Source organism: Paenibacillus oleatilyticus (assembly GCF_018998565.1).
Lineage (GTDB): Bacteria > Bacillota > Bacilli > Paenibacillales > NBRC-103111 > Paenibacillus_G > Paenibacillus_G oleatilyticus.
Window position 1 is genome coordinate 77430 of sequence record NZ_JAHNZO010000020.1, and the last position, 17882, is coordinate 95311.

Annotated in this window: 16 protein-coding genes and 1 riboswitch; all 16 genes read right to left on the minus strand. The window is 49.6% G+C overall.

Going from position 1 to position 17882, the window contains the following annotated elements:
- Positions 1-21: 21 nt before the first annotated feature.
- A complete protein-coding gene (gene cobJ, locus KQX66_RS23400; protein ID WP_216795221.1) occupies positions 22-1761 on the minus strand; it encodes a precorrin-3B C(17)-methyltransferase in 1740 nt (579 codons plus the stop codon).
- Positions 1762-2112: 351 nt separating this feature from the next.
- Positions 2113-2318, minus strand: a riboswitch (cobalamin riboswitch).
- Positions 2319-2950: 632 nt separating this feature from the next.
- Complete coding sequence (locus tag KQX66_RS23405; protein ID WP_216795222.1) at positions 2951-3616, minus strand: glycoside hydrolase family 73 protein; 666 nt, start codon at positions 3614-3616, stop codon at positions 2951-2953.
- Complete coding sequence (locus KQX66_RS23410; RefSeq protein WP_216795223.1) at positions 3613-4014, minus strand: phage holin family protein; 402 nt, start codon at positions 4012-4014, stop codon at positions 3613-3615. The genes KQX66_RS23405 and KQX66_RS23410 overlap by 4 nt, the downstream gene beginning before the upstream one ends.
- A 580-nt stretch (positions 4015-4594) precedes the next feature.
- Complete coding sequence (locus KQX66_RS23415) at positions 4595-7201, minus strand: hypothetical protein (protein WP_216795224.1); 2607 nt, start codon at positions 7199-7201, stop codon at positions 4595-4597.
- Between the two features lie 64 nt (positions 7202-7265).
- Positions 7266-7682 (minus strand): hypothetical protein, encoded by a 417-nt coding sequence (locus tag KQX66_RS23420; RefSeq protein WP_216795225.1) that lies wholly within the window; start codon positions 7680-7682, stop codon positions 7266-7268.
- A gap of 13 nt (positions 7683-7695) precedes the next feature.
- Complete coding sequence (locus KQX66_RS23425; RefSeq protein ID WP_216795226.1) at positions 7696-10227, minus strand: hypothetical protein; 2532 nt, start codon at positions 10225-10227, stop codon at positions 7696-7698.
- A gap of 2 nt (positions 10228-10229) precedes the next feature.
- Positions 10230-10511, minus strand: a complete 282-nt coding sequence (locus KQX66_RS23430; RefSeq protein WP_216795227.1) for a ketopantoate hydroxymethyltransferase — start codon at positions 10509-10511, stop codon at positions 10230-10232.
- Positions 10508-11092, minus strand: coding sequence for a putative phage tail protein (locus KQX66_RS23435; protein ID WP_216795228.1), 585 nt, complete (start codon positions 11090-11092; stop codon positions 10508-10510). The genes KQX66_RS23430 and KQX66_RS23435 overlap by 4 nt, the downstream gene beginning before the upstream one ends.
- Positions 11085-12164: a baseplate J/gp47 family protein gene (locus KQX66_RS23440; RefSeq protein WP_216795229.1), complete on the minus strand. Its 1080-nt coding sequence runs from the start codon at positions 12162-12164 to the stop codon at positions 11085-11087. The genes KQX66_RS23435 and KQX66_RS23440 overlap by 8 nt, the downstream gene beginning before the upstream one ends.
- Entirely contained in the window at positions 12157-12567 is a 411-nt protein-coding gene (locus tag KQX66_RS23445) for a DUF2634 domain-containing protein (RefSeq protein ID WP_054976638.1), read from the minus strand. The genes KQX66_RS23440 and KQX66_RS23445 overlap by 8 nt, the downstream gene beginning before the upstream one ends.
- Positions 12564-12863, minus strand: a complete 300-nt coding sequence (locus KQX66_RS23450; protein ID WP_216795230.1) for a DUF2577 domain-containing protein — start codon at positions 12861-12863, stop codon at positions 12564-12566. Before KQX66_RS23450 ends, KQX66_RS23445 begins: the two co-directional genes overlap by 4 nt.
- A 2-nt stretch (positions 12864-12865) precedes the next feature.
- Positions 12866-13849, minus strand: coding sequence for an XkdQ/YqbQ family protein (locus KQX66_RS23455; protein ID WP_108534454.1), 984 nt, complete (start codon positions 13847-13849; stop codon positions 12866-12868).
- Between the two features lie 12 nt (positions 13850-13861).
- Positions 13862-14644, minus strand: a complete 783-nt coding sequence (locus tag KQX66_RS23460) for a LysM peptidoglycan-binding domain-containing protein (protein ID WP_216795231.1) — start codon at positions 14642-14644, stop codon at positions 13862-13864.
- Positions 14644-16731, minus strand: a complete 2088-nt coding sequence (locus KQX66_RS23465) for a phage tail family protein (RefSeq protein ID WP_216795232.1) — start codon at positions 16729-16731, stop codon at positions 14644-14646. The genes KQX66_RS23460 and KQX66_RS23465 overlap by 1 nt, the downstream gene beginning before the upstream one ends.
- Positions 16732-16959: 228 nt before the next feature.
- Positions 16960-17382 (minus strand): phage tail assembly chaperone, encoded by a 423-nt coding sequence (locus tag KQX66_RS23470; protein ID WP_216795233.1) that lies wholly within the window; start codon positions 17380-17382, stop codon positions 16960-16962.
- A gap of 25 nt (positions 17383-17407) precedes the next feature.
- Positions 17408-17881 (minus strand): phage tail tube protein, encoded by a 474-nt coding sequence (locus KQX66_RS23475; RefSeq protein WP_010499649.1) that lies wholly within the window; start codon positions 17879-17881, stop codon positions 17408-17410.
- Between the last annotated feature and the right edge of the window lies 1 nt (position 17882).

Here is a 17882-nt window from a genome sequence, read left to right on the forward strand (position 1 = left end):
TTCAAAAAAGCGCGTACGCCTTTAATCCCCGCATACCGCGTTCTCGATCTGAAACGCCGGTACCTCCTGATACCGGTAGCCTTCCAGCTCCTTGACGCGCTTATAAAATTTATGAAACCGCTCGTTCGGATGCCCGTCCGCCGCATAACGCGCTACAATCCGCTCGATCGTTTCGACCAGGCGCTCCGGCTCGATTCCTTCGGCAACCGGCTGCGCCACATGGGCGTTGCGTCCAACTGTTTTGCCCCCGAGGAACAAATCGAATTTCTCCCGGCGGTACACGATTCCGATATCTTCCTTCACTGCACCGTAGCAGGCCATGCCGCAGCCGTTGAAGCCGATTTTGAGCTCCTTGGGTACGCGCATGCCCCCCAGACGACGGTGCAGCTCTTCGGCGTACGGCACCGAATCGGCCTTATCCATATTGCAAAAATCGCAAGCCTTGATCTGCGCAACATCGCCGACCGGAGCGAGCAGCAGTCCGGCAGCCCTAAGCCGTCCGGTTACACTTTCCGGGTCCGACGTCGCAATGCGCACGAGCATCTGATGATGCGGCGTATACTCCATGGTCCCATGCTCGCCGACGACTTCCGCAAGCAGCATGAGCTGCTGCGCCGTCAGCTTTTTCTCCGCAAGCCCAGGGCTTACGGCAAACTCAAGGATTTGCTCCTGCTTAAACAGGTAGCCGTTCCGCTCGCCTTGAGCCGACTCGGGAACGCCCCGGTGCGCATCGACAAGCCGCAGCGCTTCAAGTGCAAGAGCCAACGGCGATTCGCCTTCCGTTCTCGCTCCGTAAACCGGTCCGCCCAGCGGATCGAGCATCGAATCGACGACGTAGGGACCTTTCACAGACTCGCTCAGCCCGTCTGAACGAGATTCGACTGCCAGCGCTTTATTTTCCTCGCTCACGCTCTTGGACGCTTCCTCTTGCTGCGCGTCCAGCGACCATGGCTCCGCTTCCGTCCGCAGCCTTTCGTGTGGCCGGAGCGGCTGCACGTCGGCGTCCAGCGTATACTTGCGCTGGTATCCCCGCGGCGTGATTATCAGTCCATCGTAGACGACCGTTGTAGAGTTGCCGATGATGACCGTCGTCAGCATGCCGATATCGTGCTCGAGCATTTTGCCAAGCGTCGTTATAACCACGTCTTGGCGCTCGCGATAGGCGCTTTTCACAATCCCTACCGGCGTATCCGGCGACCGGTACTGGAGCAACACGCGCTGCGTCTCAACAATCTGCCGGGTGCGTCTGCCGCTGCGCGGATTGTATAGCGCAATCACGAAATCGGCGGAAGCCGCCGCTTCCACCCGGCGAATGATGATCTCCCACGGCGTCAAATGGTCGCTCAAGCTGATCGTGCATGCGTCGTGCATGACCGGCGCGCCCAGCAGTGAAGCCACAGAGTTGATCGCCGAAATGCCGGGAATGACCTCCACTTCGACGCCTTCCTCGCGCCGCCAGCCTTTTTCCATCAGCACTTCGTAAATTAGCCCGGCCATCCCGTACACGCCCGCATCGCCGCTCGAAATGACCGCCACCGTTTTTCCCGCTTCGGCTTGACGCACCGCTTCCTGCGCCCGGCTAACCTCTTCCGTCATCCCGGTGCGGACCACCTGCTGCTCGTTCAAAAGCCCCCGGATCAGATCCACATACGTGTTGTAGCCGATCACGACGTCGCTTTCCTGGAGCGCTTCCCTTGCCCGTTTCGTAATATGATCGAAGCTGCCCGGGCCGAACCCGATGACTGACAATTTTCCCTTCATCATTGCCGCCTCCTGTTAAGTATGCTTCCTCTGGAGTACAAGGCTCCCGAGGCCTGTAACTGACGTACTCCAGCCGGCTGTCCATGCGATAAACCTATTCAGAGAACTAGCGACTCATGCCGATTTCTTTTTCCATAAACTGAGAGAGCAACAAAAAAAGCATCTCCCTTGTCGGAAGATGCTTGTGCGAGCTTAGGTTGCTGAGACGAGTGCAGCCAGCATTGACCTATGCGACGAGCGCCGCTGTGACGCCAGATCGCCAGCCTTGCTGCCTGTCCTGTACCGCTCCCGTACACCTCCCTATCCGCGTAGGTTTTGTGGTGACTTCGTTGCCGGCCGTCGTCGAACGAAACAGCCGCAACAGAGCGGGCAGGTCTCCTGACTTGCGTCTCATTGCTTTTTCCGCAGCCTTCCCATTGACTTGGCAACAGTGGCGTACGCGATACGGAAAAAACTCCTCGCTTACAGTGGCGGGACCGTGCCGGATTTTCACCGGCTTCCCTTTTAAGCCGATTCCGTCTTCAACGGATATCAGCACCTGCTCTATTATGATATGAAATTATTATAGAAAACATTTGCTAGGAAACAGTGTAATGATAGCATGTTTCTCCCGCGCATGTCTACCTAGCAGTTGCGTTGGGGAAGCGGCTTCGTCGTTGTTCTGCCATTGGATAGAAGCAATGTAAATGCATGTATGTGAGTACAGCGGGGACTCTTGGTAAGGGGGCTAGTGGGGAGACGTGAGTGAGCATTTGCGATTCGGAACCTTGATGTTCGCATCATGTTCGTATTAACGCTACGAATTCACCGAGAAGTTTCAAAAGATTGATGATAAGCTCGAGAAAGTAGACGACGAGTTCCGCAAGGTTCATACCCGCTTCGATCACAATGAACGCATAATCGGTCAATTGATTCATATGTTGACGAACAGAACAAAGCAAATAAAGAGATTCGAGCGGAGCAAAATACCCTTGAGCATAGCGTAGACATTCTTAATCGCCGCCAGCTTCGTATGGAAGCCGATATCGAAGCGTTGAAGAAAAAATAAAGTTCTGTTATAAAATAACCAAGGTACCTCTAATCCGCGTTTTTCCGGTTTGGGGTACCTTTTATCATAGTAAAACAAAAAAATCCCTACCAACAAAGCCAGTAGGGACTGGGTCCGTCAATTTATTATACATCCGATTTGTTACGAAACCTGCCCGGATGCCTTCCGAAGCTCATTTGCGAGCCAATGAATATAATCCGCCTGTTGTTGATGAGCGGAGGCAGTGCTCGTGTCTCCTTGTTGTTCCGCCTCGCAGCGTTTTGCCTCGGACTCCTTCCAAGCCGGACTCATCCATGTATCGATAATTGTATTGGCCACTCCTGCATCCAGCATCACCTCTGTTGCCTCCTTATCGTACTGTTCAAGCGAATAGCTCGCGATCAAATGGTTTAACTTTTTAGAGTAGTCCGGGTCGGTGGCATAGCCGCAAACGCGCAGCATCTCCGTCTGTTCCTGCGGCGTCTGGGCACTTCGTACACGATCGTACCGACTCCACTGAAAAAGTAAATCCTGATCGCGGAAACAATCTTCGAGGCAGTCATAGGCTCGCCAGTGGGCTTGCACACCATCTACTCGGACGCCGTCATATACTTCCCACGTCTTGGTGCTTACCGATTTTCCTTTCCAAAATTCATTGGGCCGGCCGCTGCCAACTTTATAACCGACAAGATTGTTCCACTCATGGATTTTGCCGCCGGTTTCGAGCAAAGCCTGAGCGATCCGAACCGAAGGGAAGATCGGAGAACCTTCCCTTTTCAGTTCCGCAGCGATAGGTGCAACCACAGCGATAAATTGCTCCCTTGTCAATGACGCTCCTCCTTCCCTTTGATCGCTGAAATGACGTTACTCAGTGGCCCGAGGGGCACCCCGAGCTTTCCGCCATTCTCAACGATGCTTAGAAACTCAATGACGCTGTACGCGATAACGACGCCGTCCCCAATCACTCCGTTTGAGTTAAGAACCGACAGTTCAATCATGTACACGCAGCCAACAAGAATGATAATGTAGGTTTTTCGAAGCAAGCCGTTCGTTCCAGTGCGGCTGCTGAGTTCTTTTCTGACGTATCCCGCCATGAGCCCCGTTGCATAATCCAATAGCATTAGTCCCAGCAGGATGGTAAAAGCCAATCCAAATCCTCCGACGACCCATGAGATGAAGCTGCCAATGACGCCGAAACCCGTTTTGACAATCGCGGATTTGTCCATGTATTCCTCCTTTCAGCCCAAATAAGGCGTCAAAATAGCCCCGATGGGATCGGGGCTAACCTTGAATAGTGATTCAAAACGAAGGTGCGGATCTGCATGCGTTTTTAAAGCATGTTATATCATACTTGTTGACTATCATGAATGCCTGAAAGTCATAGCCGCTGGTTTTTCCTACTCGGAGCCACATAATTAATTCATAATTTTTTCTCAGCCCTTCGTACCACACACGGATAGTTAGGCGCTATTGCCGGGACGGTTTCTGTTCCGATTCCAGGCGTAGTATAGTTCACGCAGGTAAGCTACATATTCGATCAATATTCTACTTTCATGACATTCTTCTTCTCCTATTCAGTAAGGTCGAGCCGTGGCTTCTTCCAGTGGCTGCGTTATAGCCCGTCAGTACGTCGTGTTTATCGTCTAAAGCGGAAGCTAACGAGGCGTTTTTCTTGTCACCTTGCTCCGCTTCTTCACGAGCCGGTAGACTGAATAGAGGCTATTAGTTTCTACTGTTGTTAGCATAACGTCCACAATAAACCAGAAGATATCAAGTAGCAGCGCCTCATTTGTGCTTCCCCATTGTTTAATTTTCGGCTAAAAATGAAATGTTATCGAGCGAGACATAGCCGTTACTTCCGATAGCGACGGATACATACCCCATCCAATCTACGTCGACACGACCAGGTTTGAATTGTCCGCCCTCATCTGTACATGCCGCAATTATTAAGGTGTAGGCAGGGCGGTAACCAGGCGGGAGCCTGAAAATCGCCTTCCCAATAGCACCTCCTCGAATTAGCCCGCGGATATGGACGACGCCTGTGCTGTCCTTGTAATAGCCGACTAAACTAAAAGCGTTCTCGTAATTTACCCATCCATTTAGCAACGACGGAGTGATCCAGCGCATTTGTTGACGTACTGCAAACGCATTTTCAATCGATCCTACACGCGCAGCCATGCCAGAGTGCTCTGCCACAAGCGTATCGACCACAGACTTGACGTTCGCAGGACTATGCGCTGAAGCATGTACAATGCTTGGTGTTAAGGCCCACTTGTCTATCGTCTCGTAAGTGACCGAGTAGACGTTGGCCGGATCATAAAGCAGTGATGGTATGGATGCCCATACTTTTCCGTGCGCGTGGTCCGCGTCTAGCTCTTCTCTGATCTGCCAGGATCCGTCTACTAGGCCGTTCTTATAGATTTCAAAAAAACGCAACGCGGTCCACCCAAGGCGTGAATCCCCGATGTACGTATTGTTAAAACGATAAACTCCTGGGTCACCGAGCAGTGGTCGGACCCTCTCCCGAGTCAATGCACCCTCTCCGAATAAAATGCGGTTTAATCCCTCGTGTAATGTTACGCTTCCCTCATAGCGAACTTCTTCATAGGCGGCATTGGCCAACTGGTATATCAGAAGATGCGGACGATATCCCGGTGCTGGCTCGGTTGGTACTGTAAGCTTCGTGTACTCATTACCGCCAACAGGTGCCCAAACTGCTCCCGGTGACCATTTTGCATACCAACGCTTATTGTCGTACTTATCAGAACCGTCCCATACGTTGCCCGCCATGTCTCGCAATTGCCAACCGTAAAAGTATGCCTTTATCTCTTCCTTAGACGGCTTATATTGGCCGCCCCATCCGCTTATCGAGTCAGCCAAGGAAAGGAGAACGGAGTTTCTATTGATGTCGCTTGAATCCAATACAACAAACTGTCCCGCGACAGGTGCTATCCCCTGCTTACCACGTTCCATTGATCCGCCGTCTGGATCGATCAGATAGCCGGCATCACTCATCGGGGGGGCGAGGAAATTGTTATCAGTACGTAGCCAAGTGTACCCTGCATATCGTTCCTCGCTTCTCCAGTTCAGATCTCCTGTCAGTGACGTGGTGTTGATACGTATACTTTTATAAAATTTTCCATTTTTAAAATAAAGCGAGTCATATACCGAGCCATCTATGTTAGATGCCAACCTTACACCTCCGAATATGATACGCTCCGTCTTATGTTCATCTGTGAATGGAAGCTTCTCGGCCCCAACGTTAAGCATTGGGTTCGAGAAAGTAAATTTGCCCGTAACATTGTTCTCCACGCCTACGTTAATTACAATCCGAACAGCGTTCAGCGGCACGGTGAACGTTTTACAAAATATATGGTGCCCATTTGATGACGCGTACGGCGGCCCATGCAAACTCGGCTGCAATAGCACTCCATCGATATCATACGGAAGTATTTGATAATACGCACCGACGTTCGGATTACCAGCGATATTCTCGACGTCGACATCGACGGAGAACGTGTATACCTCGCCCGGCTTGGCACGAAAACCGAACGATCTGGCTGCGTAACCTATCACAGGCTTGGTAAACGTAAGTTTGTAGCCATCCGACTGTATGTTACCGACAGTATATCCTACAGAAAGGTTCCATTGCTCGAACGGTGGCAATACGTTCTTGCCGTATTTCTCGACATATGGGCCGTAAAGCGATTTCGCATCATCTACATAAGGCCAGCGGGCAGCAACTTGTTCCGGTGTCATACTGTCGATTTCGTCGAATTCGGCAGCGCTTATTTCGTATATAGCAATTTCATCCATATATGCCGTCTGCCCCGCTGACGTAGCGCGTGGAGATACTAAGCCTTGTACTCCTGTTACATCAATAGACGGACGAAATTTCTTGTATAGGAAGACCCACTTGCCTTGGATTGACGTTTCCACCCACTGCGCCGTATTTCCATAGTATAACCGTGTAGTCGGACAAGTTTCGTTATATACCCACCCTCGCAGTAGATACGACTTGTCTTTTTGCAACTTTATTGCCATGGCGGTCCCCGCCACGGATTCACCTGTGGCATCAGTAGCCGTCACCTTGGCGCTAAAGTATCCAGATATCTTTTTCGTCGAGTCTAGCACAACAGTAGCTTTGTACGATGCGATACGCGATGCAACTTCGCAACCGCCATCTCGTCCTAGCAGATTGATCAACATCCGGCCGCGAATGCGGATATCGGTCAGTGGCGCAATAGTTTTGCTATCGACGATCTGCACACCTGCGTTAAGTACGATTTCCTGCGGCTGAGAACTAGTTAGACATTCTGTATAAACATCTTTTATTCCCTGCTCAATGCGGTTCAAGTCACTTTCTGTGACAGTCTCATCAAACTGCCAATTCGTTTTTGCATCATAGGCCATCTCTAGGCCTCCTCACTATTTAAGATTCGTTTAACCCTGGAGCTCGTCCCTTTTCTGCAATAAGTTATTTAAGTAAACGCTTGTAGATCGACACTAGCTGTTGATGCTTGTTCTTCATCTTTTCGGTAAAAGTCAGATTTTTTTCTGTAGCTGCAGATTGAATTGAATGGGTACGTCCTTCAACCCACAAATTTAACTCTTGTGGATATATGCTATTCCTATTTTTTCCGTCCATTTCTGGATCCAGCAGTTTGTTGTACAGCTCCCAAGCATTGAAATCAAATTTAGGCTTATACAATCCTGAAGGAACGGCAATAGCAATAATGTAACCGATTATCTCTGGTGACGATTGTTGTAACTCTTCAGTACTTTCTGTTATCTGGTGTGGCTTGAACATAGGAAAAACGCCTGTCACATCATCCGCGACAAGCGTTACTTCTGTCATAAATCCGTTAAGATCAACAACGATTGCTTCTTTCAACTTTCTCCCTCCTTTATCGCTCTGCTAAAAAAGAAATACCATCCAAAGAAATATATTGTTTACAATTAATCGATCCGATTTTTACAGCTCCATCGGCTTCTATGTGGAGCGAGCAAATGCCCGTGGAAGATCCATCAAATGTAAAAAAAACCAAATTAGTCCGGTTTTTAGGACGATACAAAGCAGGAAGGTAGAACAGAACTGTGAAAGTTGAAGTTGATCCGCCTCGTATTACTCCTGAGAGGTGTATACTCCCAAACTGGTCCTTATAATAACCCGGGTTGGAATAACCGCTTCCTTCTCTTACCCACCCATTCAACAACGTCGGTGTGATCCATTGTCCCTGTACTTTTTGGGCTTTCGTATTCTCCAATACGCCGACCCGTGCAAGTAACTCGGCCTGACTGGCTGCTAAAGTATCGACGACTGTTTTCATGTTGCCCGCATACTCGCCTTGGATGGAAAGAGCGTTGCATGTTATAGCGAATTGATCGAGGGCAAGATACGTTACAGTATAGGCTATCGATGGGTCATAGCCCCCCATGTCACTTACCCTCATTAACCAATCCCCATTTGCTTGCAAACCTGTCATATCACCCTTATGAGCAATAATATAATCAGTCGTCATTTGTTCATTTTTATAGAGGGCAAAATATTTCTCTACACGATTTTTTAACACTGCGGGATAACCCGCCGCATTTATATTGTACTTCCGGCTTCCGCCGTCATAAGCAGGAGTCGTTCCCTCGCGAACAATCATCCCGTTACCAACTTCGACCTGATTCAGTCCCTCGCGAAACGTTACCCCGCCTTCTGCGGCGATTTCTTCGACCACTGGGGTGGCAAGTTGGTACTGAAATTTGTAGGGCTTGTAACCGTAGTTGCGAGCCATCGTTGTTGGCAAGGTTTGCGATGTATCAACTGACGATCCCGGATTTGCCTGTCCTATTTGCACCCAAGCCTTATATAAATTATCAGACCTGTTGTACGGAATGTTATTTGCTTTTTCCCATTCAAACATACGCCAACCATTAACATATGCCTTTATTTCTTCTTCCGAGGGTTTATACGAATCACCCCAGCCGCTATCTACATTGGAAACAGATATATAAAAGTTATCAGACTCCCAAGGACGGTAAAGCCACTGGTCCGCTTCAGTTATATTATCGGCTGATGCACCTGTCATAATTTTACCGTCGTATTTTACAGCGACTTTGAAATCGTTAAAGTTATGAGGTGGCACTTTGCAAACGATAAGTTTATATCCAGGCATTCCATTTAAAGAGACCCATGTCGACAAACTACCGTCTAAATTTATTGTCTTCAATCTCGTGTTTTTAAAAAATTTTCCATTTTTCTGAAACAACGTATCGCAGACCATTCCATCAACATTGGAAGCAAGCTGGACGTTAGGAAAGAACAGATAATCATCTTGGCGCGGCTTAAACCGCAGTGCCATTGAGCCAACATTAAGCATCCCGTTCTCGAAAGTGAATGTACCGACAGGCTGCGGATTGGTGGTGTATACGACGATATAGTCCACATCAGCCGGAGATATGCCGGTAACAGACTGTTCGGTAGTATAACCACCACCAGCATCAACGAAAGTTCCGTCTTTCTTATAGAACCGGAGAAGAATCTTGCCTGTGTGTATCATACTCAAGGTATATTCTGTAGACGGTGTACATGGTATCTTCGAGGTCCCTAACCATGCATCAATAGCAGTCGTTTGTTGTTTGATTTTGTACGGATTTAAGATACTTGTACCATTATCCGTACGGATCATTTCCCACTCCGTAAACGGCGGCAGCAGATTTTCCCCGTACCTGATAACATAAGGCGAGTAGATGCTTTTCATATCATCAACGTACGGCCATTTCGCGGAAATCTGTTCCGACGTCATGCTGTCGATAGCGCTGTACTCAGCTGGCGTAATTTCATAAATTCGGACACCGTCAAAATATGCGTATTGATCAACAGCGCCATTTACAAGTAAGCTAACATTGATAGTTGTATCGGAGGCGGGATTCACTTTCCGGTAAGCAATGCTGAATTTCGTCTTGTCTGACACCGTATTCGATTGCCCAAGAGAGTCCAAACTTATAAAAGCCAAGGAGGCATTGCCATTCTTTATATCTGCTGCGACAAGGTAAAATTTCCCCGCTTTAAATGTTTGACCCGTTCGAACAATGCCTCCTGAAGTTGAGGTGATGTTCACCTTGAGCGATTGTAACCCGTAAGCTTTGTTTGCCGTATCAAACACCGTTGTAGATTGAAAATTACTCCACCCGGTCGGGCTGCTTTCAAAATTCCCATCCCGCCCCAGCAAGTTCACCAGCGTCCGGCCCTTGATACAGACATTCTCCAACGGCGCGGTCCGCTTCGCATCCACAACCTGCAAACCGTACCCGAGATTTACTTGCTCAGGCGGTGGACTTGTCATACTATTCTCATACGCATCCTTTAGCCCCTGTTCGATCCGGTTCATGTCCTGCTCAGTCACCGTATCGTCAAGCTGCCAGTTTGTCTTGGCCTCGTATGCCATCCCTACACCTCCTTCACCGTCACCGTATGCTTAATTATGGTATCGCTCGTAATCGGCACATACGCCTCGTTAGAGCTTACGACTTGCCCTTTACTGCTTTTGAGCTCAATCAAAGTCACCTCAGCCACCGATCCGGCGGGGATCATATACTCCAGCTCTACGATGCCTGCTTCCACTTTTTTGATCCGGAACGTATCGATCTCGTAACTCCCGTTCAGCACCACTTTTGCAATTTGCGTATTCGTAAATTGAGCCAACTCGCTCAAAAACGTCGTAGGAATCATTTCACCTGTACCTCCTTGCCACGATTGGCGAATGGGGTGCTGCCCAGCTTCCACGTCGTAGAAAGCCGGGTCATCCGGGTAAGCGGCGTTTTCCAAATGTGCTCCTCAAGCCCGACGCGGTCGGCCAGAGAAGTCGCCTGGTTGTATACAAGGTTCGCCGGCTTGACAATTTGGACCGTATGCTCGATCTCCTTGAAATACGCCGCATCGGGCACACCCATCGTAATTTTCAAAATAAAGTTTTGCCCGTCCACTTCCACCTTCGCCACGCCCTGCCCGATGAGGGAATCCAACCGGCTTTGCAGGTAACGGACGGTGAACGGCGGGCGCGTGGAATAACGGTTAATCAGCCGGTTGCGCCGGAACTCAAGCGTCTCCACCGCCGAGTCCGCCCGGATACCGACCATATCCTCCCGCCGTTTAATCACCCATTCCTGCGCCGTCGTGACGAACTGGTTATCCAAAAACTGCCGGACCGCTTGCGCTATCGCCTCGATTTCCTCGTCCTCGGTCCGGCTCAGCTCTTTCATTTCCTTAATCTCGTGAAAATGTTCCGGCAAATAGTCGATCAGCTTAGGCATGCAGCGTCACCGTCCCCATCTGCGGGATTTTCTCCGTGGACAAAGTAATGTTCGCCGTCTGACCATTCAAGCGGGTACCCTTCACATCGTTCACCCCGGATACGGTCAAAATACGCGCATCGATCTGGCTAATCCGGACGATCAGCTGCGATTCCTCCGCCCAGGTTTGCCGTAATCCGAGCAAATAGGACGAAATCGCGGCCTCAATCTCCCCCTGCACCTGTCCTACTGTCACACCAGCCGCAAGTGTAATCGTCGTCTCCACGTCGATCTTCACGTTTTGAACGCCGTCAATCGTGACCGTATGGCCCATCGGAGCCAGCCCCCAGCCTTTGCCCTGGTTCACCGTAGGATCTATGGCCGTCTGCACTTCTTCGATCAAAGAAGCAGACGGCGGATAAAAATCGCTGCCCAACAAGGTACATTTGACCGTTCCGCCTCCCTGCCATGCCGGGAAGATTTTGACCCCGCCGACGCCGGGAATATTGCCGATCTTTTGCTTGTAATCCGCCACATTGCCCCCGAACGGCTTTTCCTTTTGTCCTTGGAAAAACCGCTTCCGCAGCGCCTCGTCCGTCTCTTCGTCCTCTCCCGGGACAAGCACGTCAGCCAGTTCGGCGCGCACAAGTCCGGCGATATAATCGATCGGCAGCAGCGCGCCGAAATAATGGTTCCCGGTGACGCCGGCCGTTTCGCATTCCAGCTCAAACACGCCAGCCGCAATGCGGCGAACAACCGCATACCGCAGGTCCCCGGCACCGAACCGGCTGCCGACAGGCACATCCGCCGGTGCGTCGGCATTCCCGTAAAATAGCCCCTTGCGGCGCGCTTTGCTGGCCTTTTCGCGCTCCACACCGAACTCGGCCGTACGCCGCTCCAAAAATTCACCGCTCGACGTATCTGCAAGCGAAAGATTCAGATTCGTATCCAGCTGAAAATACATCTCCGTCAGCTCCAAAGCCGCCGGCGCAAGGGCGTCATAGATGATGCTGCCCTCCCGCTTGTCCACGTCTGCCGGCACACGGGAAAGCATCCGGTTCAAAATCGTTTGAAACGTCTGATGTTCATACACCCGCTCCCACTCCTTTCGTCATCTCAAAACTGCCGTATTGCGATACGACGGTGAACGAAGCCGAAGCTTCGTCCCCCATAACCGTGATCCGCATGTCCTGCACATCCCGAATCCGGTCGTCCTGCATAAGCGCCGCCCGGATGCGCCGATAAAGCTCCGCCTGCACGAAAGCGGGCTCTCGTCCAAGCAATCCGGAGAACTCGCGGCCATAGTTGCCGCTATAGATCAAATGCTCAAAACGCTCTGTCTCCAAAATAAGCTGCGCAGCCTGCTTGACCGCGTCCAGCCCGTCGGTCATACCGACAATCCGGTTCGTCGCATTATCCAACCGGTAAGTCCGGCTGGGAAGCTGCGCAATTTCCACGTTCCGGTTGTTTCCCAGCACACCGCCTTGCGGAATCATGCCGTCACCACCCGATCTACAATGACATACTGCTCCCCGCCCTGCATGCGAAGCAAAATGACACGGTTACCCGTTTTCAAGCCTTCCCGGATCACGATCTCCTGTCCCCCAACCGTCACCCGGTAATCCGTCAGCTGTTCCGGAACAACTAAAAAGTCCTCTGTCAGCGTAAACCGTTGGTCAATGGTTACACTCAGAGGACTTTCGCTTGCTACCGTTCCGTACAATACGGATACCGGATTGCCCGCCTCGACGGCATCGAGACCGGCTTGTTTAATAAGATTTAAGAGCCCCATTCCTACCTCTCCCCAATGCGAATGTCGATCAATTCCAAGCTCATCGTATGCTCGACACTGCCGTCAAATTTATGCGTACATTCATTGACCAAAAAGCGTTGGTTCAATCCCAGCTCTTCCATGTTAATGGAAACGTAGCAGCCAGCCCGTACGCGGATATCCCCGAGAGCGTCGATCGAAAACGACCTTTGCTCGCGGTTTTTCAGCTGGATCAGATTGTCCAGCATTTCTTTGACTTTTTCGGCGCTCACCTTTTCGTCGACGGTCTGGTAATGCTGAAGCAGCCCCCATTTGGCAATGGTTCGGCTGTCTTGAACAATGTATAGCTCGCGTTTTCCGGATTCTTTATTGTCCCGGACGATCTTGATCTTGTTGCTGGTTTTGTCGAGAGAGCGTTTCTGCTTGTAATCGTAAACAAGGCTCGTATCTCCAAGCGAAAAATCCAGCGCCATAGTTTCGGCGTCGCGAAGCGTCAACTCCCCGAAATCGTCGAAGAGGACGTAAATTTTTTTCGTGGCGATTAACGTCTTGTCAAGCGCTTTGAAAATGATATCAAGCAATTTCGTGTTGTTTTCGCTAAGCCCCGGAATGACGTGCTTTGTATCGTCCAGCTTCCCCAGCTTCAGCCCAAAGTCTTTGCCGATACGTTCCACCACTTGCGTTGCCGTTACATTCGAGAGCACGTAAGAGTCATTTGCAAGCAAATAACGCATTTGGTCGTAGGCCGTAATCTGTACGGTTTCCTCTCTCCCGCTCTCAATGGAGAAAATATAGCCGTAAAACACATTGCGTCCGTCTTGTCTGACCCGAACAATGTCGCCGAGGTTATACTTGAATTCTTTCGATTCGTAGAAACCGCCCTTGATCAAGGTCATTTCAAGACTTGAAGCTTGCCCTACCCGGGCGGTTTTAAATGTCGCTTCGGATACGATCCCCGAAAGGTCCCATAGGAATCCATCCTTGTTATCGATTTCGATCTGGAGCATGACGGTCCCCCTTTACTTTGGCGGCAGTTTCAGTACCGCGCCGTTTTGGATACCTTCCACTTCCGAATCGGAAATCCCATTAAATTCTTGAATTTCGCGGGCACGCGCACTGTCGCCATAGTACTTTGTGGATATTTTTGTAAGACTGTCTCCATCTTGGAAGGTATGCGTCTCCGGCATGACCCCTTCGTCCGGGCGGGCAGGCTGCTGTTGAACGAGAACGGTTTCCCCTTTGGCATTCACAACGGGCTGAACATTTCTGGCGGAGTAAAAGACATATTCCTTGAGCGACAGCGTATATTCGATATCGCCCGGGGAACCGGCAACCTCCTTCCATTCGAACTTTTCGATCGAGGCCGGAAAATTAAGGTCTCGATCGCTGGCGTTATCCAGTTTTCCATCTTCGCGACCGCGTCGAACGATATACATAAAACGAATGGGATGCTTGGTTTCCATCCATTTACGAATATCTTTAACGTATTTCATCGGCTCATAAATCCCATCGCTAAGTTGCCGATAATTTTCATTGAATTCACGGATTCCCTGTACAATAAACGGATAGTTGTGCGATTTTGAGGGAAAAAAGCTGCTGAAGCTGACCGTTTTCAGCCTCGGGCTCTGAATGACATTAATTTCGCCCGCACGCGTCTCCTCTGTCCCCCCGCCTTTGCCGACAATGTTGTACGTCTTCCCTTGGCCTTCTTCCGAAATTTCGATCGAGTCCGGGTTAACCGGCAGCCTCCAACCCTCAGCCTGGTTATTAAAGCTCAAATAAATAAAATAATGGTCTTCCATCACGCGTACACCCCTTGAGCGGAATTTGTGATTTCGCGCGACATCACTTCTTCGATGCGCCGGATCATTTCGTTCGCATCGGTCGGTTGGTGAATATCTCCTGTGGTCACCTGTACGGTCGGCGTCAGCGTCACAAAGTTTTGGATGCTTTGAATTTCAGCCAAGTCCCGCATGACCTCCAAGTCTTCGCTAGAGATATCGACCGTATTATTGATTTCGCCGATCGAGTTCACGTGGTTAATATTCGGAAGCTGCGAGGCAGGCTGTTTGACTGTTGGGAGGTTATTTCCCTTCCAAAGGTTACTCATGTCCTCAACCTTGCCTCCACCGAAATTCATAGCGTTTGCGGCAAAGTTTTGCCCCTCGCTGAAGGCTTGGGTTAGATCCTTTTGTTCCCATCGGAGATTCGATAAATCTACCGTACCTGTCTTTGGTTCCGGCTTAAGGTTGTCAACCCATTCGCTTTCGAATTTACCGATAAGAGAAAATTTGCTGCCTGAAATTTTATTAACTTTCTCAATTAACCAGTTTAATCCTGTAATAGCCGCATTGATAAAAGTGGTTAAATTGTCGGATACGCTTTTTAACAAATCGTAAAAAAGTTTCTTAAAAGCATAACCCGGCTCATTCCAAACGTTGGCGAAAAACTCAGCAACGGCAATTATGACATTCCAAAACAAAGCAATTTGGTTATAAATAGCAGCGAAAAGGCTGAAAAATAATCCTGCGACAAATCCAACGACTTGGCCGGTGGATACTCCAAATTGATTCAGTATTTCCATAAGCAATACGAGCACTCCGATTATTAAGAACACAGGCCATAGAGCAGAAAACCACTGAATTAACCAAATACCTGCGAGAACCAAGAGAACGATGCCAAGAGCAAGCAATACATTTTGCACAAGACCAAGATGATCCATAATAAAACGGGCAAAAATGGCAACCCCTTGAGCGATAGCGTTGAGTCCGGCTTGCAAACCGTCGAAGAAAGGCTGAAACTTTCCGGATTCAAAAGCTTCATTAATTAATGTAATCACAGGAAGCAGCGCCGTCAAAGCCGCTTGACCCGTTTCTGTCAGAGCGTTTTTGAAGTTGTTCATCATAGTCCCTACTTGATTAGCGGGACTTTTGGAAATTTTATCGTAGGCTGCCTGTCCCATATTGTTCTTTTCGAGGAGTTTGTCCAAGACCGTAATAGCTCCGCCAACATCGCCCTTTTGCAAAAGCTTGTCCAACTTGAGATCTTTCACTTGATTTTTGTCCATCCCAAACCGTTTGGCTATAGAATCCATCGAAGCCGTATCTCCGCTAAGCACGTCTTTTACGGCTCCTCCGTTTGCTTTAAGTCCCTTTTTCTCCGGATCGAATATAGCCAGACGCTGAGCAATGTTGTTCAGTTTGCTGATCTGATCCGAGTTCTGAGCAACAGACATGAACGACAAGGAGTTGGACAAATACTCATTTGCATCTTCCCCGGCAGTCAATGCTTCTTTCTTGAACTTCTCAAACATGGCCGTGCCTACTTTATCATTGCCAGACTTGGCAATGAACATATCTTTTTGGTTTTGCTGTTCCATCGCACTCCCGACGGTCGCTTGAAATATTTTCTCCGGATCAATCATAGAACCAGCCTTGGCTCCGAGTTTAGAAAATGATTCCTTGAATTTCGGCGCCAGCGCTTTGATGCCCTGACCGAGCGCTTTGAAACTCTGACCAAGAGCATGGAGACCGCTTCTTATCTTTGTCTCTATAAGTCCAGCAACTAAAGTGGCCTGAAAAATAGGCTTACTTGTAATTACACGCAAAAGCCCCTTTTCGAGCGATTTCATAGTCGATCTTAGAAAGCTCGGAATCTGTGTAACAGCCGCGGAACCTACTCTAGAAATAGTATCGTTAGCCATAAAAGCTAATCGATACATTCCCTGCCCGATTGCATTTATTCCGCTTCTCACTTTTGCTTCAATGAGACCCGCTATGACTAAAGGCCTAAAGACAGGCTTGCTCGTGATTACATGCACTAATCCCTTTTCAAGCGACCGTCCAAACGCCGTTGCCGTACGTTCAAAAATTTTGAGACCAAAGTCCATACTATCCACTACCTCCTTTCTACAACCTAAAAAGAAGCGCCTCCTAAGAGACGCTTCTCTAGAATCCTTTTTTAGCGCGGGCGCGCTTTTCCTTTTCCACCCGCACGTCGATCATGGCGTAGATCGCGGCCCTTTCGTGCCGCGACATGGCCATGAGATCCTGCGGTAAAATGTGAAGCTCGTGGAGGGCATAGTAGGCGTAATTCGCCTCGCCTGCGCCCTCGTTGATCAGTTTTTTACTTCGTCAACCAGCTCGTTCATATCCTTGTCGAAGCCGTTGAGCTCCTGCACCTTTTGGAGCAGGTTGGCATACTCCCCGGGAAGCAGCATTTTGCGCAGCAGCGACTCGGCACCGAGCACGCCGTACGATTGCTGCAATTCCGCATCCTTCAAATTCGGGAAAACGACGCTGTTCACAGCCAGTTTGGCGATATACTCGTTCTGGTCGACTTCGGTGGTGTAGCTGCCGCCTTTGCCTTTGACGCGCTTCGTTACCGCTTTGCGCACCGCCTCGTTTTCCTCCTCCGTCATGCTGCGGAGGCGCCAAGGCACCGGAGCACCCTCCCGGTCCTTGAACCGTTCGGAAATAACGACTTCCTCAATCGTGCTGGCTTCTGCATTTTGGGCAAAAAATACGCTTAAATCGCTCATGTATCATATCCTCCTGTTAATGTGATTAGTTCATGGAAGGGGCTTTGAAACGATCTTTAATTTCAATACCGTCGAAGGTGAAGGAAATTTCCTCCTCCAACGTATCGCTTCCGGTATCAAGAGACGCCATGATGACACTGTCCAGGTTTACGTTTTTAATAATAACGGTTTGCATGCCTACCGACGAAGAAGGGTCTTCGTTCGTTACCGTAATATCGAAATAAGTATCCTTGCCGCTGACCATGTACTCGTTCATCATCTCACGGAAAAGAGTGGTGATATAGTAAATCGTCATGCTGCCGGTGCCTTTCCAGCCTTTCGCCTTGCTTTGCGTTCCCCGGCGGCCAAGTGCCTTAATTTCGGCCTTTTCCTTCTCGACCTTGGCCTCCAGCTTTTTAACATAGAACATTTCTTCCTTGTTTCCGTTAATCGTTGCGTAAGCACGGCCTTCCTGACCGCTAATCGTATCGCGAGCGTGTAACACTTTTTGATCTGCCATG

Coding starts and splice junctions, on each gene's coding strand:
- cobJ (WP_216795221.1), bottom strand. CDS start 1,761: ATGAAGGGAAAATTGTCAGTCATCGGGTTCGGCCCGGGCAGCTTCGAT.
- KQX66_RS23410 (WP_216795223.1), bottom strand. CDS start 4,014: ATGGACAAATCCGCGATTGTCAAAACGGGTTTCGGCGTCATTGGCAGC.
- KQX66_RS23415 (WP_216795224.1), bottom strand. CDS start 7,201: ATGGCCTATGATGCAAAAACGAATTGGCAGTTTGATGAGACTGTCACA.
- KQX66_RS23425 (WP_216795226.1), bottom strand. CDS start 10,227: ATGGCATACGAGGCCAAGACAAACTGGCAGCTTGACGATACGGTGACT.
- KQX66_RS23430 (WP_216795227.1), bottom strand. CDS start 10,511: ATGATTCCTACGACGTTTTTGAGCGAGTTGGCTCAATTTACGAATACG.
- KQX66_RS23435 (WP_216795228.1), bottom strand. CDS start 11,092: ATGCCTAAGCTGATCGACTATTTGCCGGAACATTTTCACGAGATTAAG.
- KQX66_RS23445 (WP_054976638.1), bottom strand. CDS start 12,567: ATGATTCCGCAAGGCGGTGTGCTGGGAAACAACCGGAACGTGGAAATT.
- KQX66_RS23450 (WP_216795230.1), bottom strand. CDS start 12,863: ATGGGGCTCTTAAATCTTATTAAACAAGCCGGTCTCGATGCCGTCGAG.
- KQX66_RS23455 (WP_108534454.1), bottom strand. CDS start 13,849: ATGCTCCAGATCGAAATCGATAACAAGGATGGATTCCTATGGGACCTT.
- KQX66_RS23460 (WP_216795231.1), bottom strand. CDS start 14,644: ATGGAAGACCATTATTTTATTTATTTGAGCTTTAATAACCAGGCTGAG.
- KQX66_RS23465 (WP_216795232.1), bottom strand. CDS start 16,731: ATGGACTTTGGTCTCAAAATTTTTGAACGTACGGCAACGGCGTTTGGA.
- KQX66_RS23470 (WP_216795233.1), bottom strand. CDS start 17,382: ATGAGCGATTTAAGCGTATTTTTTGCCCAAAATGCAGAAGCCAGCACG.
- KQX66_RS23475 (WP_010499649.1), bottom strand. CDS start 17,881: ATGGCAGATCAAAAAGTGTTACACGCTCGCGATACGATTAGCGGTCAG.